The sequence below is a fragment of the Amnibacterium kyonggiense genome (assembly GCF_004364555.1).
In the GTDB taxonomy this organism is placed as follows: Bacteria; Actinomycetota; Actinomycetes; order Actinomycetales; family Microbacteriaceae; genus Amnibacterium; species Amnibacterium kyonggiense.
Map to the genome: position 1 here is coordinate 578,964 of NZ_SOAM01000002.1, position 18,617 is coordinate 597,580.

Here is an 18,617-nt window from a genome sequence, read left to right on the forward strand (position 1 = left end):
GACTTCACAGGCGGGGGCGGTGCCCCGCCGGATCAGACCTCGGCGAGGAGCTGCTCCACCTCGGGCAGGCGCTCCTTCGGCAGGAGCACCTGGCGCGGCAGCGAGCCGGTGGCGGGGCCGACGAAGTGCTGCTGCTCGAGATCGGAGAGCAGCCGGCGCGCCCGCGAGTACGGGAGGTCGAGGTCGCGCTGCAGGCGCGCCGCGGAGGCGTACTGCGTCGAGACGACGAGCCGGGCGGCGCGCGCGAAGTCGCGGTAGTCGTCGCCGAGGTCCGCCTTCAGCTGCTCGAGGTCCGCACGGACGGCACCGGCCAGCGGCTCGGCCACGACCGGCTCCTCCTCGGCGACGGCGTCGGCGCCGGGTTCGGCGCTCGGCTCGGCGACACGGGCGGCGGGCGCCGCCTCGACCGGGGCGGGCTGCTGCTCGGGGACCACGATGATGTCGTTCGCGGCGGTCACGACCTCGCGGACCTCCACCGAGTCCGGGTCGTCGTCCGAGGTGAAGTAGAGGACGTCGGGCTGCACGTCGAGCGCGCGCACGGCGGGCACGGCGATCCGGGCGGCCTTCGCCGGAGCCGGAGCCGGCTCGTCGACCGACGGGGCCGCGTCGACGGGCTCCGCCGCCGTGGCGGGCTCAGCCGGGGCGATGCCGAGCGTCGCCGCGAGCTCGACGTCCACCGGGTGCCGGCGCTCCGAGACCTGCATGCGCGAACCGATCGCCAGCACGGCCCCCGCGCCGAGCGCCACGCCGACCGCGACGCCCGCCGGCCAGTACGCGTAGAGGACCGCGGCGGTCACGCCGACGGCCGCGAGCAGCAGCAGGGCGACGACGACGGGACGGGCGACGGACAGGGGTGAGGGCATGGGTGTTCCTCGATTCGGGCGCGCTCGACGTCGGGGTCCGGGCACGGGGCGCATCCCACGCGTCGAGAGGGCGACGTCTTCGGCGTGGGCGGACGACGGGGCGTCGTCACAACGATGTCATTCTCCACGATGGAGCCTGCTCGGAACCGGGGTTCAGGGCTCTCTTGGGAAGCGGACGGCGCGTCGTTACCGGACCGATACGAAGGTGCCCCCGAAGATCGGGGGCACCTCTGGGGACCCTGTCAGAGCCGCATCAGACGGTCCAGCTCGGGCGCCCGATCGCGCGCGAGCCGCACCACGCGGGGACGCGTGCCGCGGGACGGCCCGACGAAGCCCTCGCGCTCCAGCTGGCCCATCAGGTGCTGCGCCGTCGCGGTGCTGACCCGCAGCTCGCGCTGGAGACCGGCGACGGAGGCCCACTGCGCGTGCGTCACCTGCAGGGCGGCGCGTCGGAACACCGGCCAGTCGTCGCCCAGGCGCACGCGGAGCCGGCGGAACTCCGCACGGAGCTCCTCCTCCCCCGCCAGCTCGTGCAGGCCGTCGGCCGGCTCGGCGAACGCGGAGGCCGTCATCGCGCGGCCGACGTGCAGCACCGCGAGCGTGCCGACCACGAGCCCGAGGACGACGCCGGCGGGCCACCACGCCCAGAACGCGATGAGCACCATCCCGAAGCCGACCGCGCCGCCGACCGCGGCGTAGCGGGCGTTCCGCTCGTCGAGCTCGTCCAGCACCGGCGGCAGCGCACGCCGCTCGTCCGTGATCGTCACCACTTCGGTCCCCCGTCCGTCCTGCTCGATCAGGATGGTCGGGCGAGGCCGTCGCGACGCGGAGGGGCGTGCCCCCAGACCGGGTGCGGTGGGGATCAGCCGCGGCGGACGCGGCGGATGCGGATCGGGCCCTTCGCGGTCGACGGGTCGACGACGGAGCCGTGCTGGAGGATCTCGACCTCCCCCGCCGCGACGAGCCGGCGGGCCGCCCGGCGCACCGGTTCCATGAGCGGGCGCCAGTCCTCCGCAGCGGCGCGGGCGACGTCGGAGGGGCAGATCGTGGCCGTCGCCGCTCTGGTCTCGAGCAGGGCGAGGATGTCGCGCTCGAGCGCCCAGTCGGACTCGTGGAGGCCGGCGCGGCGGCACGCGTCGCTGCAGTAGCGGACGTGCTCCCAGTCCCGGGCCCACTTCGCGCGCCACTCGATCCGCCGGCCGCAGACCGCGCAGGTCTTCTCGGCGGGCGGCTCGGGAGCGGCGCGATCGCGGCCCATGATGCGCTCCGCGGTCAGGCGGAGACCGGCTCCGTCGCGGCCGACAGCTGCTCGAGGTCCTGGGGCGTCAGCCGCACCTGTGCCGCGGCGAGGAGGTCGGCCACCTGCTCGGGTGTGCGGGCGCTCGCGATCGGTGCCGCGACCGTGCGCTGGGCGGCGAGCCACGCCAGCGCCACCGCGGTGACGGAGGTGCCGCGGTCCGCTGCGACGTCGTCGAGCACCGCGAGCAGGTCGATGTTGCGCGGGTCCTCGAGGTAGCGACCGGCGTTGCCCGCGCGCGCGGACTCGGTGGTCGTGCCCGGACGGTACTTGCCGGTCAGGAAGCCGCTCGCGAGCGACGAGTAGGGGATCTCGACGACGCCGAGCTGCTCGAGCGCCGGGACGAGCTCGACCTCGATGCCGCGCTCGACGAGACTCCACTTGTCCTGCGCGACCGTGAACGGCGTCAGCCCCTCGGCCTCCGCGATCGCCGCAGCCGACCCCAGGCGCTCCGCGCTGAAGTTCGACGCGCCGATCTCCCGCACCTTGCCGGCCCGGATCAGGCGGTCGAAGGCCGCGAGCGTCTCCTCCTGCGGAGCGTCTGGGTCGTCCCGGTGCGCGAAGTAGAGGTCGATGCGATCGGTCTGCAGCCGCCGCAGGGAGTCCTCGACCGCCGCCTCGATGTTCGCGGCGGACAACCCCTTGCGCGTCTCGAGCGCCCCCACCTTCGTCACGATGACGAGGTCGTCCCGGTCGCTGCGCCGCGCGAGCCACTCACCGATGATCGTCTCCGACTCACCGCCGGCGTTCCCGGGCAGCCACGCGACGTAGACGTCGGCCGTGTCGATGGCCCGGCCGCCCCCGTCCACGAACGCGTCGAGGACCCGGAAGCCCTCCGCGCGGTCCGCTGTCCAGCCGAAGACGTTGCCGCCCAGCACGATGGGTCCGAAGTCGAGTGCGGTCACGGCTCCGATCATGCTCCGCGGGCAGGATGGGGCCTGTGAGTGTGTCGAGAGCGATCGAGGTCGAGCGCAAGTACGCCGTGCCGGACGGCGTCGCGCTGCCGTCGTTCGAGCGGGTCCCGGGCGTCGTGTCCGTCGAGCGCCGCGCGGGCGTGCACCTCGACGCCGTGTACGTCGACACCGAGGACCGCGCGCTGCTCGGCGCCGGCATCGTGGTGCGCCGCCGCACCGGCGGCCACGACGAGGGCTGGCACATGAAGCTGCGCGGCACGACGGGCCGCGTCGAGCTCCACGCCCCGATCGATCCGGCGGCCACCGACCGCCTGCCGGACGCCTTCGCCGCCGCGCTGCGGAGCCGCGTCCGCGGGCGCCCGCTCGCGCCGATCGCGCTGATCCGGACCGAGCGGCGCGCCGTCGTGCTCGTCGACCGGGACGGCGACGGCGTGGAGGTCGTCGACGACCTCGTCTCCGCGACCGACGTGGCCGCGGGCGTGCTGCGGACCTGGCGGGAGTGGGAGGCCGAGCAGGCCGAGGACACGCCGGTCTGCGAGGCCCTCCTCGACCGCGTCGACGGAACCCTGCGCACCGCGGGCGCGACCGACTCCGCCAGCCCGGCCAAGATCGCCCAGGCCCTCGGCCTCGTGGGCAGCCGCCGGTCCGAGGCGCCGCCCCGCACGGCGGGCGCCGTCGTGGTCGCGCTCGTCGCCGGGCATGTGGAGGAGCTGCACCGCGGCCTCCAGTCGCTCGTCCTCGACGACGACCCGGACGGCACGACGGTCCACGGGCTGCGCAAGACGGTGCGCCGGGCGCGGTCCGTGCTCGCGATCGAGGGCGTCACGGGGCCGGCCGGGCGGGCGCTCCGCCAGCGGCTGGGCGACCTGGGCCGTCTGCTCGGCGAGCTCCGGGACCCGCTGATCGCGGCCCGCACGGCCGCCGGGCTGCTGGACGAGCTGCCCGCCGGAACCCCGGGGCTCGACGCCGCCCGCGCGCTCCTCGTCGACGAGCCGGCGGCCGGGCTCGACGACCGCACGGCCGCGCTCGTCGACCGGCTGGCCGGCGAGGACGTCCTCGACCTGCTCGCGGACCTCGAGCGCTTCGACCCCGACGGGCCGCTCGTGGACGAGCGGCCCAAGGCGCTGCGGCCCTTCGCGGAGGCGGCGGTGCGCCGTGCGCGGAAGCGCTCCCGGCGCGGCGTCCGAGGGGACCTCGACGCCCTCCACCGCGCGCGGAAGGCGGCGAAGCGGGCCCGCTTCACGGTCGAGGAGCTCGTCGCCGCCGGCGTCGTGCCGGGGAAGTCGACGCTCGTGCGGTCGGCGAAGCGCGACGAGCGGGCGCAGGACGTCCTCGGCGAGCACCGCGACCTCGCCCTGCTCCTCGACGCGCTGCCGGCGGCGTCGGAGCGGCTCACCGCGGCCGGGGACAACGCCTTCGCGCTGGGCCTGATCGCCGCCGCGGGGCAGCGACGGCTCGCACGCCTGCACCGCGCGGCCGAACGGGCCGTCCGCCGGCTGGACCGGCCCTAGGGCTGATCGGCGTCCGCGGCGACGCCGCCGCGGATGCCGGCGAAGGCGACCGCCCCACCGAGCACCATGAGCACGGCCGAGACCACGGCGACCCGGCCGAGGCCCGGCGTGCTCACGGCGCCGCCGAGGATCAGCCCGACCGCGGAGGTCGTGACGAGCCCCGCGACCCGCGCGACGGCGTTGTTCACCGCGGAACCGATGCCGCTCTCCGCCTCCGGAACCGCGCCGAGGACGGCGGAGGTGAGCGGCGCGACCGTGATCGCCATGCCGAGCCCGACGACCACCGTGCCCGCGGCGACGAACCAGACCTGGCCGACGCCGAGCCCGGTGAGGAGCCAGAGCAGCATCCCCGCGGCCGCGACGAGCGGTCCGGCGGTCATGAAGCGTCGCGGCCCGAGGCGGCCGGCGAGCGCGCCGAACCGCCCCGAGAGCACGATGAGCAGGATCGTGGCCGGCAGCCCGACGAGGGCGGCCAGCGTCGCCGGCAGCCGCAGCACCTGCTGGAGGTAGAGCGCCGGCACGAGGAACGCGATGCCGCCGGCGCCGTAGACGAACAGGGTCGTGGCGTTGCCGGCGCTGAAGTTGCGCGCCGCGAACAGCGCGGGCGGCACGAGCGGATTCGGTGCGCGGCGGTCCCGGAGGAGGAAGCCGACCAGCACCGCGATCCCGACGACGACCAGCGCGCCCGCCACGCCGGCCGGCAGCACGGCGTGCGAGCCGCCGCCGACCTCGATGAGGCCGACCGTGAGGAGACCGAGGCCGACCGCGGCGAGCACGGCGGAGACCACGTCGATGCGGGGCCGCGGGCCCCGCCTCGGCGCGTCCCGCACCCGTCCGAGCAGGACCATCGCGCCCGCAGCCGGCACCAGGCCGATGACGAACACGCTGCGCCAGCCGAGCGCGTCCACGAGGACGCCGCCGAGCACCGGGCCGAACAGCTGGGACACGCTCGTCCACGCCGTCCAGCGCCCGATCGCCTTCGCCTGCGCCTTCCCGGAGAACGTCGCGATGATCAGGCCGAGCGAGCCGGGCACGAGCAGCGCGCCCGCGACGCCCTGGAGGAGCCGAGCGGCGATCAGGACCTCCGCCGTCGGTGCCGCGGCGCAGAGCAGGGAGGTCGCCGCGAACGCGATCAGCGCGATGCGCAGCACCCGCAGCCGCCCGAACGCGTCGGACACCGCGCCCGACAGCAGGATGAAGGCCGAAAGGGTGAGCAGGTAGCCGTCGACGACCCACTGCTGCGTGACCACGCCGCCGCCGAGGTCGCGCTGGATCGCCGGCAGGGCGATGTTCGTGATCGACCCGTCGAGGAACGAGACGAAGGAGGCGAGCACCGCCGCCGCGAGCAGGCGACCCGCGACCCGGGGTGAGGCGTCGATCGTCACGCTCGCAGTATCCCGTCCCGCAGCGGGACGCGGTCGCCCGGATCGGGGGCACCGTCGGCGCGTCGCGCCGTCGTACACTTGCGCGTCCCCGGAACCGCGGGCCCTGAAGAAGGACGGATGACCGAGCAGGCTTCGACCGCCGCACCCGACCCCTCGGACGCGGCGACCGGTGACACCGGCGCGATCGACCTCAAGTCCTGGGCAGCCGGCGCGGACGGGCTCCCGGACCAGCGGGAGGTCCCGGACGCGTGCGCGCCGCAGCGCCGCACCCGACAGGGCGGCCTCCGCCGATGGGCGATGCAGGGCGCGGACACCGCCGGCTCCCGGCAGGGCTACCACGGCGCCTCCGCCGAGAAGACGCACCACTGGCTCCGCGTCATGTGCCTCACGGGCGTCGACTACTTCTCCAGCCTCGGCTACCAGCCGGCGATCGCGGCCATCGCGGCGGGCTTCATCTCGCCGATCGCGACGCTCGTGCTCGTCGCGCTGACCCTCTTCGGCGCGCTGCCGGTCTACCGCCGCGTGGCGAGCGAGAGCTTCCGCGGCGAGGGCTCGATCGCGATGCTCGAGCGCCTGCTCCCCTGGTGGGCGGGCAAGCTCTTCGTGCTCGTGCTCCTCGGCTTCGCGGGCACCGCCTTCATCATCACGATCACGCTGTCCGCGGCGGACGCGGCGGCGCACGCGGTCGAGAACCCGCTGATGCCCGCGGCCCTCCACGGCGCGAACCTGCCGATCACCCTGCTGCTCATCGTGCTGCTCGGCGCGGTCTTCCTCCGCGGGTTCCAGGAGGCGATCGGCATCGCCGTCGTGCTCGTGGCGGTCTTCCTCTCGTTGAACGCGGTCGTGATCGTCAACTCGTTCATCCTCGTCGCGGGCGACCCGTCGCTGCTGTCGAACTGGGGCTCCGCGATGCTCCGGCAGGGCGGCGGCAGCCCGATCGGCGTGATCGCGCTGGCGCTCGTCGTGTTCCCGCAGCTCGCGCTCGGCCTCTCGGGGTTCGAGACGGGCGTCACGGTCATCCCGCAGATCCACGGCGGCGGCGAGACGCCGGGCGGCAAGCCGCTCCGCCGCATCGCCGGCGCGAAGAAGCTGCTGACGACCGCCGCGATCACGATGAGCGTCTTCCTGCTCACCTCGAGCTTCGTGACGACCCTGCTGATCCCGCAGAAGGAGTTCCAGCCGGGCGGCGGGGCGAACGGCCGCGCCCTCGCCTACCTCGCGCACGAGCACCTCGGGCCGGTCTTCGGCACCGCCTACGACGTCTCGACGATCGCGATCCTCTGGTTCGCCGGTGCGTCCGCGATGGCGGGCCTCCTGAACATCGTGCCGCGCTACCTGCCGCGCTACGGCATGGCGCCGGCGTGGGCCCGGGCGATCCGGCCGCTCGTGATCGTGTTCACGCTCATCGCGATCCTGGTGACGTTCGTGTTCGGCGCCTCGGTCGACGAGCAGAACGGCGCGTACGCGACCGGCGTACTCGCGCTCATCAGCTCGGCCGCCGTCGCCGTGACGCTGTCCGCGCGGCGGAAGCGGCAGTGGAAGCGGACCGCCTTCTTCGGCGTCGTCGCGCTGATCCTCCTGTACACGCTGGTCGTGAACGTCGTCGAGCGCCCCGACGGCATCCGGATCGCGCTGCTGTTCGTGCTCGGGATCCTCGTCGTGTCGCTCGCCTCGCGCGTGCGCCGGTCGTTCGAGATCCGCGCGACGAGCGTGACCTTCGACGAGACCGCCCTCGAGTTCCTGCGCGAGGCGGAGGACTTCGGCGAGATCCACCTCGTGGCGAACGAGCCGGGCGCCCGCGACGCGCTCGAGTACAGGATCAAGGCGAAGGAGGAGCGGCGGGACTCGAACATCCCGGGCCGCGCCTCGATCATCTTCCTCGAGGTCGAGAAGACCGACTCGTCGGACTTCGAGGAGGACCTCGTGGTCCGCGGCATCGTCCGCCACGGCTTCCGCGTGCTCGAGGTGGCGTCCGGCAACGTGCCGAACACGATCGCGATCGTCCTCCTGCAGATCCGGAACCTCACCGGCGTCGTGCCGCACGTCTACTTCGAGTGGACGGAGGGGAACCCGGTGTCGAACATGTTCCGGTTCCTCGTGTCCGGCGAGGGCGAGGTCGCCCCGGTGACGCGGGAGGTCCTCCGCGAGACGGAGCCGGACGTGCGCCGCCGCCCGATGGTCCACGTCTCCTGATCCGCCCCGTCGGGCCGCGCCGCCTGCTCCCCGGGCGATTCACGACGAGACGGGCGCCCCTGTACGCCCGAGTCGTCGCGGAGCGCCCGCTCAGCGCCGAGGCACGCCCGCCGCGACGAGCTGACGCGCCAGCGCTCCCCCGGTCAGCAGGGTCCGCCAGATCCAGCGGCTGACAGCCGGTTCGGTCGCCGTCGCCCGGAGGCGGTCCTCCCGCACCTTCTCCTCCGCGACGACGTCGCCCGGCGACCGCCCGGCGAGCAGCTGCGCCTCCTTGTACTTCTTCAGGCCGTCGAACTCCCCGATCCGGTTCGCGCCCGGCCACCAAAAGTCCACGAGTCCGATCAGGCCGTCGGGGTCGAGGAAGGGCTCCTGCAGCATCGGCGCGACGAGGCCCGCTTCGTCGATCTGCACCCTCGACCACGACTCCCCCGCCGACCCGGAGCGGGCGTCGGCGAAGGCGAGGACGGCCTCGATCCGGCGTCGGCCCCGCACGGGATTCCACTCCTCGAGCACCTCGTGCAGCCGAGACTCCGTCACGTGCTTCAGCACGTGGTCGAGCGCGACGACGGCCTCGGCGAAGGACTCGGTGGCGGCGAGGTCCAGGGCCGTGCGCTCGATCGTCGTGCAGGTGATGCCGTCGACGACCGCGAGGTGCTGGTCGATGTCCCGCACCGCGTGCTTCCGCACGCCGTGCTCGGTCCGGGACCCGGCGGCCGCGGTCACCCGGGCGTCCACGACGCCGTCGTGCCGGTGCAGGGACGGGATCCTCCAGAGCGCACCCGCCGTCCGATGGGAGGCGCGGTACGAGGCGTGCTGCTCGGTCATCGCCGCGGCTTCGAGCCGTCGGCGGTCCTCCGCGCGGAGGGTCGCCCAGACGGCCCTGGCGACGTAGGCGCCGCTCCGGAGCCGCGTCAGCTCGCCCGATGCCGCACGTCGCTGCAGCGCACGAGGGTCCGACGCGGTTCGGTTCCGATGACGCAGGACGAGGAGCGAGTCGGCTCCGACGACGGGAGGCATCCGCGCAGCATGGCGCTTCGAGGCGGCCTACCACGGGCTCGCCCGGCTGAGCGCCGGGATCACACGCTGTGGAGGACTCGATTCCGCCCCGCCGCGAGGACCGCAGCCCGACGCGGGCGCTTCGCGACAGGACGGGCGTTCGGGCACGCCCGTCCTGTCGCGGAGCGCCCCGTCTCGGATCAGCGGGTCGCGTCGGACGCGGCGGGCGGCGCGGGCTCCGGGGAACTCGGGCACGTGGTGGGCGGACCAGTGCGCGCGCCGCTCGGCAGTGACGGGCCACTCCGTCCACGGACGCCTCTGCTGCTGCGTGAACGGGAGCCCGGGCAGCAGGCGGGGCCGCCGCCGCACCGCTGCGCCCGCCACAGCCGGAGCCCGGGCGCGGAGGGTCTTCGGGCGTGTCACGAGCCGAGCGGTGCGAGGCTCGCCCCGTGGCGGAGAAGGATCTGGGACCGGAGGACCTCGGCATCGACGTGGCGCGCAGCCCGGAGCAGCGGTACCGGTGGTTCCTCGCCTCCCTCCTGCTCGGCCGCAACATCCGGCAGGCCCAGGCGGCGCACACCTACCGCGCGCTGATCGAGCACGGCATGACGAGTCCGGAGCGCTTCGCGGGGCTGGAGCACGAGCAGCTGCGCGCGATCCTCGACGAGGGCGGCTACGACCGCTTCGACCACCTCATGGCCCGCGAGCTGCAGGAGGTCATGGCGGGCGTCGCGCGCGACTGGGGTTCGGTGAACCACCTGCTCACGTCCTCCGCCGACCGGCAGGAGGCACACGACCGCGTCGTCGCCTATCGCGGCATCGGCGAGACCACCGCTCGGATCCTCCTCGACGCCGTGCCGCCCGCCCTCTACGGCACCGCCTGAGCGCGCCCCCGTCCGCTGGACGACGGGTCGACCCCAGGGTCCGCCCTGGTTGGATCGGCGGCGATGAGCATCACTGAGACCACCATCGAGCAGACCGGCGACCAGGGGGTCTCCGCGGAGCGGGCTGCGGAGATCGCCGCGGCGGCGAAGGCCGTCTTCGGCTGGGACCCGCTGCGGCCGGGCATCGAGCGGGCGGTCTCGTCCGTGCTCGACGGCCGGGACGTCCTGGCCGTGATGCCGACCGGCTACGGCAAGTCCGCCGTCTACCAGCTCGCCGGCGCGCTCCGCCCCGGGCTCGTGGTCGTCGTGTCCCCGCTGATCGCGCTGCAGGCCGACCAGGTCGCCTCCCTCCGGGACAGACCCGACGCCGGGCCGGCGGCGCTCGTGAACTCGAGCGTCGGCGAGAAGGCGATCCGGGAGGCGTGGGAGGCCGTCGACGACGGGTCGCTGCGCTACCTGTTCGTCGCGCCCGAGCGCTTCGCCGACGAGGAGGTCGTGGAGCGCCTCACCGCGGCCCGGCCGGCGCTGTTCGTGGTCGACGAGGCGCACTGCGTCTCCAGCTGGGGGCACGACTTCCGGCCCGACTACCTCCGGCTCGGCGAGGTCGTCGAGCGGCTGGGCCGCCCACCCGTGCTCGCGCTGACGGCGACGGGGTCGCGGCCGGTGCGGGAGGAGATCCTCGACCGGCTGGGGATGGGCGACGCCCGGGTGCTCACCCACGGGTTCGACCGGCCGAACATCCACCTCGCCGTCCGGCGCCACGAGTCGGAGGACGCGAAGGCCGCCGCCGTCATCGACGACGTCGCGGAGCTCAGCAAGCCGGGCCTGCTCTACGTCGCGACCAGGAAGGCGACCGAGGTGTTCGCCGAGCAGCTCCGCGCCAGGGGCGTCAGGGCCGAGCCGTACCACGGCGGGCTGCCCGCGAAGCGGCGCCGCGGGCTGTCCGCCGACTTCCACGAGGGCCGCATCGACGTCGTCGTGGCCACGAGCGCGTTCGGCATGGGCATCGACAAGGCCGACGTCCGCTTCGTCGTGCACGCCGCGATCACGGAGTCGCTCGACGAGTACTACCAGGAGGTCGGCCGCGCCGGCCGGGACGGCGAGCCGGCCGCCGCGAAGCTGCACTACCGCGAGGAGGACCTGGGGCTGCGGAAGTTCTTCGGCGCCACCGCGCCGAAGAAGGGCGAGCTGCGCCGCTTCGCCGCCGCGCTGGTGGCGGAGCAGGACCTGAAGGCCGTCGCGGGATCGCTCGGGATCAGCGGCCGTCGGGCCACCTCGCTCGCGCACCTGCTCGCGGACGCCGGTGCCGTGGAGCTGGAGGGCGACGGCGTGCGGCTCCTCGAGCGCGACCCCGAGCGGGCGGCCGCCGCGGCGCTCGAGGCCGCGGAGGGCCGCCAGCGCATCGACGAGTCCCGGCTCGCGATGATGCGCGAGTACGCCGAGACGCGCGCGTGCCGGCGGCAGGCCGTCCTCGGCTACTTCGGCGATGCGACGGCGGGCCCGTGCGGGAACTGCGACACCTGCGACAGCGGCTCGGCGTACCGCATCGCGGAGACGCGGGACGTGGTGGACGACGCGGCCGTGCCGTTCCCGGTCGACGCGACGGTGCGGCACAGCGAGTGGGGCGACGGCCGCGTGATGAAGGTCGAGGAGGACCGGATCACGGTCTTCTTCGAGAGCGAGGGGTACCGCACGCTCTCGCTCGCGGTGGTGGAGGAGCACTCCCTGCTCACTCGCACCGACCGCCCAGACGGCGGCGCATAGCGTCGACGGCATGAGCGACTCGAGGGACGAGGCCGACGGCGTCGGCGCGGCGGATCCGATCACGGGCGTCGCGGCCGGCGGGGACGACCTCGCGTCGGACACGCGGTTGCCGGACGAGGCGGACGCGCGGGAGTGGGACGAGGTCCAGGCGGAGGCGAACATCGTCGCGACCAACGACGCCGTCGCCGGTGAGACCGTGCTGCCGGGGTCGGGCGATGGGAACGACGGCCCGACGGGCGGCGCGCCGACCGAGATCACGCCCGAGGAGCCGGCGAACGACCTGCAGCGCGACGGCATCGACCTCGACGACCAGGACGAGCGCGCCTACTAGCCCTCGCGCTTGTGCGGCAGGCCGAGCCGGAGCGCCGGCCTGATGGGCTTCGGCATGTCCCGCCGGTAGGAGCGCTTGAGCGCCGTCTCGATCGAGTCGAAGTCGCCGAGCACCGCGTCGATGACGCTGTCCTCGTAGCGGCCCTCGCGCTGCGCGTCGAGCACGGCCTTCCGCTCGCTGTCGAGCATCAGCAGCCGCAGCCGCGAGTAGGCGTCGGGCTGGGCGAGCATGCCCTGCTCGTCCGTCGTCCCGATGAGGACGCGGTACTCCGCGTAGCGGCGGAGGCTGGACACGAGCTCGGCCGGGTCGTCCTCCGTCGCCTCCTGCTCGAGCCGCGCGATGGCCGCGGTCTGCGCCTCGGCGACGAGGGACCGGACCTGCACGCGGTCCTGCTCCGGGTTCGGCAGGGGCAGCTTCAGCGCCCGGACGAGCGGGCCCGTACCGAGCCCCTGCAGCAGGCTGAGGACCACGATGACGAAGGCGGCGAGCTGCAGGAAGCCGAGCGCCGGGGTGTCCTCCGGCAGCAGGAACACCGCGGCGAGCGTGACGACGCCTCGGACGCCGGCGAAGGAGATCGCGAACGCGGTCCGCCAGTCCCACCGCCGCTCCCGCAGCAGCTCCGGGCCGTACCGGTAGAGCACGGTCGCGGCGAAGACGTAGACGAAGCGGGCGAGCACCATCGCGAGGTAGATGCCGGCGATGATCAGGACGCCGGCGCCGAAGCCGATCCTCGAGCTCGCGGCGGTCTCGACGATGCTCTTCAGCTGGAGGCCGATCAGCAGGAAGACGCCGTTCTCCAGCACGAAGGAGACCGTGCGCCAGTTGATGCGCTCCGCGACGCGCGACTCCGCGGACTGGAACGAGGGCGCCCGGTAGCCGAGCCAGATGCCCGTCAGGACGACCGCGAGGAAGCCGGACCCGCCGATGGCCGCCGCGGGCAGGTAGGCGACGTACGGCGCGGACAGGGAGATGGAGGTGTCGAGCACCGGGGCCCGCAGCTTCCGGCGCACGCGCACGATGATCCACGCGACCACCACGCCGACCGCGATGCCGCCGACGACCGCGCGCACGAAGTCGACGGCCGCGTTGCCGAGCCCGGTGCTCGGCGCCGCGATCGCCGTGATCGCCGTGTTCAGCGACACCAGCGCGGTCGCGTCGTTGAGCAGCCCCTCCCCCTCGAGCAGGGAGGCGAGCCGCCGCGGGACCTTCCCCGTGCCGGCGAGCGCGTTGACGCTCACCGCGTCGGTCGGCGCGAGGATCGCCCCGAACGCGAGCCCGACGGCGACGGTGACCCCGGACACGACCGCGCCGAGGAGCCAGTACGTGACGAACCCGATCACGACGACGGAGAAGAGGACGAGACCCACGGAGAGCGTGAGGATCGAGTCGCCACGGGCGCGCACCTCGAGGAACGAGGTCTGCAGCGCCGCGGCGAACAGCAGCGCCGGCAGCACGACGATCAGCACCACGTCCGGCGACAGCCGCACGTCCGGGGTGAACGGCAGGTAGGACGCCGCGACGCCGACCGCGACGAGCACCAGCGGAGCCGACCAGCCGACCCGGCGCGAGAGACCGGTGACCGCCACGACGAGCAGCAGCCCGCCGACGACCCAGCCGACCGCTGCATAGAACGCGAACAGCGACTCGTCCACGAGGAAAGCCTAGGGCGCCCCCCGTTGTGGTCCGGACGCGCCGATCCGTGCACGGCGCGGAATGGTCTTCGTGCAGGCGTCTTCCTCGCCGCGGCGGGACTTTCCTACTGTCGGCCTCGCGCTTCGGGGGGAGCGCCACGACGGACTTCTGGGGGGAAGCACGTGATCATCAGGAACTGGAAGCGCGCCGGGATCGGCGCCTGCACGGCGGCCGCGCTGGTCGTCGGCGCGGGCCTCGCCTTCGGCCCCGCAGCGACCGCGGCGCCCGGGACGAACCCGCTCGGCTCGACCACGGGCCTCGTGAACGGCGCGCTGGGCAGCACGACGACCGCGGTGAACGGCGTCCTCGGCGGCACGACGACCGCGGTGAACGGCGTCCTCGGCGGCACGACCTCGGGCAGCACGACCGCCCCGATCATCACGACGACCGGCAGCGGCATCGACGTGAACCTCGGCGGCACCACCGTCGGCGTCACGACCGGCAACGGCCTCGGCGCCGGTGTGACCACCGGAGGCGCGCCGGTCGTCGGCGTCCAGCTGGGCGGCACGACGAACGGCGCCACCGGCACCGTGGAGGTCGGTGACGGCGGCACCGGCGGGAACGGCGGCACCGGCGGCACCGGCGGGAACGGCGGCACCGGCGGGAACGGCACGAACGGCATGAACGGCACGCCCGCTCCTGGCGGCGGGGCGTCCGGCTCGACGCCGTCGGCACCGGTCGTGCTGACGGCGCTGTCGGTCGTGTCGCAGTACTCGACGGTGTACCCGGCCAAGGACGGCTACCGCGACACCACCTCGTTCACCCTGAACGGCACGACGACCGACGGTCAGCAGCACGCCGCGAGCGGCACGCTGTCGCTGAAGTTCGGCTCCTCGGTCGTCGCGACCTGGCCGATCACGGCGACGAACCAGGTCATCGTCTGGAACGGGCTGAAGGGCGGCAGGATCGTGCCCGGCGCCTACTCGGTCACCGCGACGATCGGGGACGCCGACGGCCACCAGGTCTCCGGCACAGACCGACTCGTCGTGTCGACGAAGCGGCTCGCCGCCACCTCGCAGCTGCTGACGAGCAAGTCGGTCTCCGGCACGCACAGGATGGCCCCGAGGCCGCTGGCCGGCCTGCAGCACGGCAAGGTGACCTTCAAGGTCCTCTCGGTCGCGTCGAAGGTCAAGGGCAAGCAGTACCTCGTCTTCAAGCACGGCTCCAAGCGCATCAAGGTCCGGATCCTCAACGGGAAGCACACCTCGAAGGCCGTGACCCTCCCGAAGTCCTTCACCTCCTACACGATCTCGCACACGTGGAAGAAGGGGACGGTCAAGATCAAGTCCCTGAAGTACAAGTACGCGTTCAAGGCGCTCAAGTAGCCGCCTGAACGACGCCAGGGCCCGGACGCGACGCGTCCGGGCCCTCCGCCGTTCCTGCGGTGGTCAGGCGCTCTCGGCGCCGTCCCCCGCGAGCGGCGCGGGCGGTCGCCCCTCGCCGGCCCGCTCCGCGTACTCGGCGATGGTCATGCCGTAGCGCGCCTTGAACGCGCGGGTGAGTTGGTCGCGGGCCGCGAAGCCGCTCCGCTCGGCGAGCGCGCCGATGCGCGGGAACCGCCGGTCCGACTGGAGGGTCGCCGCGACCATGTCGAGGCGGCGCTCGCGGATGTGCCGGGCCACGGAGGCGCCGTCCACGTTGAAGACGTGGTGCACCCAGCGCAGGCTGATCCCGAACGCGGCGGCGATCGACTGCGGGCCGAGGTCGGGATCGGCGAGGTGACGCTCGATGTGGTCGAGGATCTGGCTGCGGAGGTCGTGCTCGGCCGCCTCGGGCACCGAGTCCTCCAGCGCGGCGACCGCGAGCGCCCGGACGGCGCGGGCGGCGGGCGAGCTCGCCCCGCCGAACATTGGGTCGAGCACCTGCTCCACCAGCGAGGTGAGGCCGGAGGTGACGCGGGTGACCGGCACCTGGCCGACGCTCCCCGAGGTCGCCGCGCGCACCTCCTGCGGCAGGAACGCGGCCGGGACGGTCACCCGGATCATCCGCGACGGCTCCGGCACCGCGAAGCGGATCTGGTCCGCCGCGGACAGGAGGTGGAGCGTCCCGGTGCGGGCGTCGACGGCGCGGCCGTCGGACCAGTACCGCATCGAGCCCTCGGCGACGTGGACGAGCATGACGGCGGCCGCGTCCCGCCGCGGCCGCTGCGCCCCCGAGATCGGGGAGGTGGACCACTCGCCGATCTGCACGCCGTCGACCACGAGGCCGCGCCAGGTGGAGCGGAAGCGCCTCGCGTCCGGCACCGCGAACCGGCCCGCGAGTCCGAAGCGCTCGAAGCCCGCCGGGCCCTCCCACTCCGTCGTGGGCACGCTGTTGTCGGTGCTCGCTCGCATCGGCTCCGGTCTCCTCCTCGGTCCGTCCCCACCAGCGTGACCGATGGTGCGACGCGTGGCCTGATGAAACGACCCCGGACCCGGAAAGTGCAGCACAAATCGGTCCCCGTGTGCACTCGGAGGCGCTGAGCCCGTCGAGGAGTCGGATGCAGAAATGGTTTGCGTCGTTCCTTTCCGGGCGCGTCTCCCGCGGCGACCGGCGAGGCGGACTTGTCCCGAATCGAAGACGTGTTCGATACTGGGCGCGTGCCCGCTGCAGCCCGATCGGAGACGGTCGCCTCCCTGCAGGCGCGCATCGCCGCGATGCAGTCGCGCTCGCTCGGCACCCGGTCCCTTCCGACCGCGGCGGCGGTCGCTCCCCTCCTGCCCGGCAGGGCACTGCGCTCCGGCGTCGCGTACGCGGCGCCGGGATCGTTGGCGCTCGCCATGCTGCTGCTCGCCGGCCCCTCGGCGGCGGGTGCGTGGTGCGGCGTCGTCGGGATCCCCGAGTTCGGCGCGGAGGCCGCCGCCGAGCTCGGCGTGGTGCTCGACCGGCTCGTGCTCGTGCCCGATCCGGGCGAGCACTGGCTGGCCGTGACCGCCCAGCTGACCGAGGTCCTGCCGATCGTGCTCGTGCGACCGCCGGCGAAGGGCGCCTCCCCCGCGGAGACGGCCCGGCTCGCCTCCCGGCTCCGCCAGCGCGACGCGACGCTGCTCGTCGCCGGCCCGTGGTCCGGGGCGGAGGCGACGCTCGAGACCACCGGCGGCACCTGGACGGGGATCGGCGCCGGCTGGGGGTACCTCGCGGGCCGGGAGCTCGACGTCGCCGTGACCGCGCGGGAGATCCGCTCGCGGCACCGGCTGCGCATCGAGACCGGGTTCCGGCTCCCCGCCGCGCCGGCGGCCGCTGCAGGACCTCGGCTGGTCGCCGGATGACCGAGCGCTGCCTGGTCCTCTGGTGCCCGGACTGGCCGGTCCGCGCCGCGGCGGAGGAGGCGGGGATCGACGAGGACCTGCCGATCGCGCTCGTGGAGCACGGTGCGGTGCACGCGTGCTCACCTGCGGCCCGCGCGGCCGGCGTGCAGCGCGGCCTGAAGGTGCGGGAGGCGCAGTCGCGCTGCGCGGCCCTCGTCGTGCTGCCGCTCGAGCCCGCGGTGGACGCGCGGCGGTTCGAGCCGGTGCTCGCGGCGCTGGAGGAGGGCATCCCGTCCGTGCAGGTCGTCCGGCCGGGGCTCGTCGTCATCCGCGCCGCGGGACCCGCGCGGTTCTTCGGCGGCGAGGAGTCGGCGGCGGGCGAGGCCCTCCACCTGCTCGCGCAGGCGGGAGCGCCGGGCGCCAGGGCCGGGATCGCGGACGGCCCGTTCACCGCCGAGCAGGCGGCGCGGGCGGCCGACCCGATCCTCGTCGTGCCGCCCGGGCGCAGCGCCGACTTCCTCGCCCCGCTGCCGGTGACGGTGCTGGGGCTGCCGACGCTGGCGGGGCTGCTCGCGCGGCTCGGGGTGCGGACCCTCGGCGGCCTCGCCGCGCTGCCCGAGGGCTCCGTCCGCGACCGGTTCGGCCCCGAGGGCGAGATCGCGCACCGCGTCGCGGCCGGCCTGGACCCGCGCCGCGTCCTGCCGCGCTCGGTGCCGGACGACCGGGACCGGCGGCAGGCGTTCGAGCCGCCGCTGGAGCGCATCGACGAGATCGCCTTCACGCTGAAGCGGACGGCGGAGGCGTTCATCGCCGACCTCGCCGGGGACCTCCTCGTCTGCACGGCGCTCACGGTCGAGCTGACCGCGGACGACCCGTCGAGCGCCTCGGGACAGCGCGGCCGGCGGCACCGCCGGACCTGGCTGCACCCCCGCTCCTTCACCCCGCTCGACGTGATCGACCGGGTGCGCTGGCAGCTCGCCGCGGCGGAGCTGCGCGCCCCGGTCGTCGAGGTCCTGCTGCACCCGGAGGCGGTCGACGAGGCCGCGAACCACGAGCAGGGGCTGTGGGGCGGCGGACCGGGCGAGCGGATCCACCACGCGCTCTCCCGCGTGCAGAGCCTCCTCGGGCACGAGGCGGTCGTGACGCCGATCCTCAGCGGCGGACGCCTCGTCGCCGACCGGACGGCGTTCGCGCCCTGGGGCGAGCAGCGGCGGCCGCAGCGCGCGCCCGGGGCGCCCTGGCCGGGGCGCCTCCCCGGCTTCTCCCCCACCGCGGTGCTCGGCGAGCGCCCGCGGGTGGTCGTGCAGGATCCGGCGGGACGCGACGTCGCGGTCGACGAACGCGGCGCGATCAGCGGGCCGCCCGCGATCCTCGTCACCCCCGGCCGCGCGGCGACCCGGGTGGAGGCGTGGGCGGGACCGTGGCCGATCGAGGAGCGGTGGTGGGACGCCGCCGCCGCGGTGCGGCTGCAGCGGATGCAGGTCGCCTGCAGCGACGGCACGGCCTGGCTCCTCGCCCACGACGACTCGGGCTGGTGGGCCGAGGCGAAGTACGACTGAG

The 18,617-nt window shown here is 74.5% G+C and carries 16 protein-coding genes; 8 read left to right on the top strand and 8 right to left on the bottom strand.

Translation table 11 applies throughout. The features are described 5' to 3' along the window. Positions 1 to 32: 32 nt before the first annotated feature. From CLV52_RS11135 to CLV52_RS11150, 4 genes are all read right to left on the bottom strand, one after another. Positions 33 to 863: a DNA translocase FtsK gene (locus CLV52_RS11135; RefSeq protein WP_162850824.1), complete on the bottom strand. Its 831-nt coding sequence runs from the start codon at positions 861 to 863 to the stop codon at positions 33 to 35. A 242-nt stretch (positions 864 to 1,105) separates the two neighbouring features. Continuing rightward, entirely contained in the window at positions 1,106 to 1,630 is a 525-nt protein-coding gene (locus CLV52_RS11140; protein ID WP_133766405.1) for a DNA translocase FtsK, read from the bottom strand. Positions 1,631 to 1,725: 95 nt separating this feature from the next. Then, complete coding sequence (locus tag CLV52_RS11145; RefSeq protein ID WP_133766406.1) at positions 1,726 to 2,121, bottom strand: DUF2256 and DUF3253 domain-containing protein; 396 nt, start codon at positions 2,119 to 2,121, stop codon at positions 1,726 to 1,728. A 14-nt stretch (positions 2,122 to 2,135) separates the two neighbouring features. Beyond that, on the bottom strand, positions 2,136 to 3,065 hold the full coding sequence (locus tag CLV52_RS11150; protein WP_246018084.1) for an aldo/keto reductase: 930 nt from the start codon (positions 3,063 to 3,065) through the stop codon (positions 2,136 to 2,138). A gap of 35 nt (positions 3,066 to 3,100) precedes the next feature. Between CLV52_RS11150 and CLV52_RS11155 the strand changes: the two genes are divergently transcribed. Next, complete coding sequence (locus CLV52_RS11155) at positions 3,101 to 4,585, top strand: CYTH and CHAD domain-containing protein (RefSeq protein ID WP_162850825.1); 1,485 nt, start codon at positions 3,101 to 3,103, stop codon at positions 4,583 to 4,585. Here the strand turns inward: CLV52_RS11155 and CLV52_RS11160 are convergent. Continuing rightward, a complete protein-coding gene (locus CLV52_RS11160; RefSeq protein WP_246018085.1) occupies positions 4,582 to 5,970 on the bottom strand; it encodes an MFS transporter in 1,389 nt (462 codons plus the stop codon). The two genes, CLV52_RS11155 and CLV52_RS11160, sit on opposite strands and share 4 nt — an antisense overlap. 297 nt (positions 5,971 to 6,267) lie before the next feature. Between CLV52_RS11160 and CLV52_RS11165 the strand changes: the two genes are divergently transcribed. Beyond that, a complete protein-coding gene (locus tag CLV52_RS11165) occupies positions 6,268 to 8,163 on the top strand; it encodes an APC family permease (protein ID WP_133766409.1) in 1,896 nt (631 codons plus the stop codon). 90 nt (positions 8,164 to 8,253) lie between these two features. Here CLV52_RS11165 and CLV52_RS11170 read toward each other — a convergent pair whose 3' ends face one another. Then, complete coding sequence (locus tag CLV52_RS11170; RefSeq protein WP_133766410.1) at positions 8,254 to 9,180, bottom strand: hypothetical protein; 927 nt, start codon at positions 9,178 to 9,180, stop codon at positions 8,254 to 8,256. A 428-nt stretch (positions 9,181 to 9,608) separates the two neighbouring features. On the opposite strand from CLV52_RS11170, the gene CLV52_RS11175 reads away from it, so the two are divergent. The 3 genes from CLV52_RS11175 (at position 9,609) to CLV52_RS11185 (ending at position 12,138) form a co-directional block, all read left to right on the top strand. Then, the gene (locus CLV52_RS11175; RefSeq protein ID WP_133766411.1) at positions 9,609 to 10,043 is read left to right on the top strand and encodes a hypothetical protein; all 435 of its coding nucleotides are present in this window, start codon (positions 9,609 to 9,611) and stop codon (positions 10,041 to 10,043) included. Between the two features lie 63 nt (positions 10,044 to 10,106). Next, positions 10,107 to 11,807: a RecQ family ATP-dependent DNA helicase gene (locus tag CLV52_RS11180; RefSeq protein WP_133766412.1), complete on the top strand. Its 1,701-nt coding sequence runs from the start codon at positions 10,107 to 10,109 to the stop codon at positions 11,805 to 11,807. 10 nt (positions 11,808 to 11,817) lie between these two features. Further along, complete coding sequence (locus tag CLV52_RS11185; RefSeq protein ID WP_133766413.1) at positions 11,818 to 12,138, top strand: hypothetical protein; 321 nt, start codon at positions 11,818 to 11,820, stop codon at positions 12,136 to 12,138. On the opposite strand, the gene CLV52_RS11190 is transcribed toward CLV52_RS11185, so the two are convergent. Then, complete coding sequence (locus tag CLV52_RS11190; RefSeq protein WP_246018086.1) at positions 12,135 to 13,790, bottom strand: cation:proton antiporter; 1,656 nt, start codon at positions 13,788 to 13,790, stop codon at positions 12,135 to 12,137. The genes CLV52_RS11185 and CLV52_RS11190 overlap by 4 nt on opposite strands. Before the next feature lie 162 nt (positions 13,791 to 13,952). Here CLV52_RS11190 and CLV52_RS18740 point away from each other — a divergent pair, with 162 nt between their 5' ends. After that, positions 13,953 to 15,155, top strand: coding sequence for a hypothetical protein (locus CLV52_RS18740; RefSeq protein WP_133766414.1), 1,203 nt, complete (start codon positions 13,953 to 13,955; stop codon positions 15,153 to 15,155). Between the two features lie 63 nt (positions 15,156 to 15,218). Here CLV52_RS18740 and CLV52_RS11200 read toward each other — a convergent pair whose 3' ends face one another. Next, the gene (locus CLV52_RS11200) at positions 15,219 to 16,163 is read right to left on the bottom strand and encodes a helix-turn-helix domain-containing protein (protein WP_133766415.1); all 945 of its coding nucleotides are present in this window, start codon (positions 16,161 to 16,163) and stop codon (positions 15,219 to 15,221) included. A gap of 246 nt (positions 16,164 to 16,409) precedes the next feature. On the opposite strand from CLV52_RS11200, the gene CLV52_RS11205 reads away from it, so the two are divergent. Beyond that, positions 16,410 to 17,078, top strand: coding sequence for a hypothetical protein (locus CLV52_RS11205; RefSeq protein ID WP_133766416.1), 669 nt, complete (start codon positions 16,410 to 16,412; stop codon positions 17,076 to 17,078). Then, entirely contained in the window at positions 17,075 to 18,616 is a 1,542-nt protein-coding gene (locus CLV52_RS11210) for a DNA polymerase Y family protein (RefSeq protein ID WP_133766417.1), read from the top strand. Before CLV52_RS11205 ends, CLV52_RS11210 begins: the two co-directional genes overlap by 4 nt. Position 18,617 lies beyond the last annotated feature (1 nt).

Bases quoted from the DNA above. Each gene is read 5' to 3' on its own strand.
- CLV52_RS11135 (WP_162850824.1), bottom strand. From the start codon at position 863: ATGCCCTCACCCCTGTCCGTCGCCCGTCCCGTCGTCGTCGCCCTGCTG.
- CLV52_RS11185 (WP_133766413.1), top strand. From the start codon at position 11,818: ATGAGCGACTCGAGGGACGAGGCCGACGGCGTCGGCGCGGCGGATCCG.
- CLV52_RS11180 (WP_133766412.1), top strand. From the start codon at position 10,107: ATGAGCATCACTGAGACCACCATCGAGCAGACCGGCGACCAGGGGGTC.
- CLV52_RS11200 (WP_133766415.1), bottom strand. From the start codon at position 16,163: ATGCGAGCGAGCACCGACAACAGCGTGCCCACGACGGAGTGGGAGGGC.
- CLV52_RS11165 (WP_133766409.1), top strand. From the start codon at position 6,268: ATGCAGGGCGCGGACACCGCCGGCTCCCGGCAGGGCTACCACGGCGCC.
- CLV52_RS11210 (WP_133766417.1), top strand. From the start codon at position 17,075: ATGACCGAGCGCTGCCTGGTCCTCTGGTGCCCGGACTGGCCGGTCCGC.
- CLV52_RS11170 (WP_133766410.1), bottom strand. From the start codon at position 9,180: ATGCCTCCCGTCGTCGGAGCCGACTCGCTCCTCGTCCTGCGTCATCGG.
- CLV52_RS11145 (WP_133766406.1), bottom strand. From the start codon at position 2,121: ATGGGCCGCGATCGCGCCGCTCCCGAGCCGCCCGCCGAGAAGACCTGC.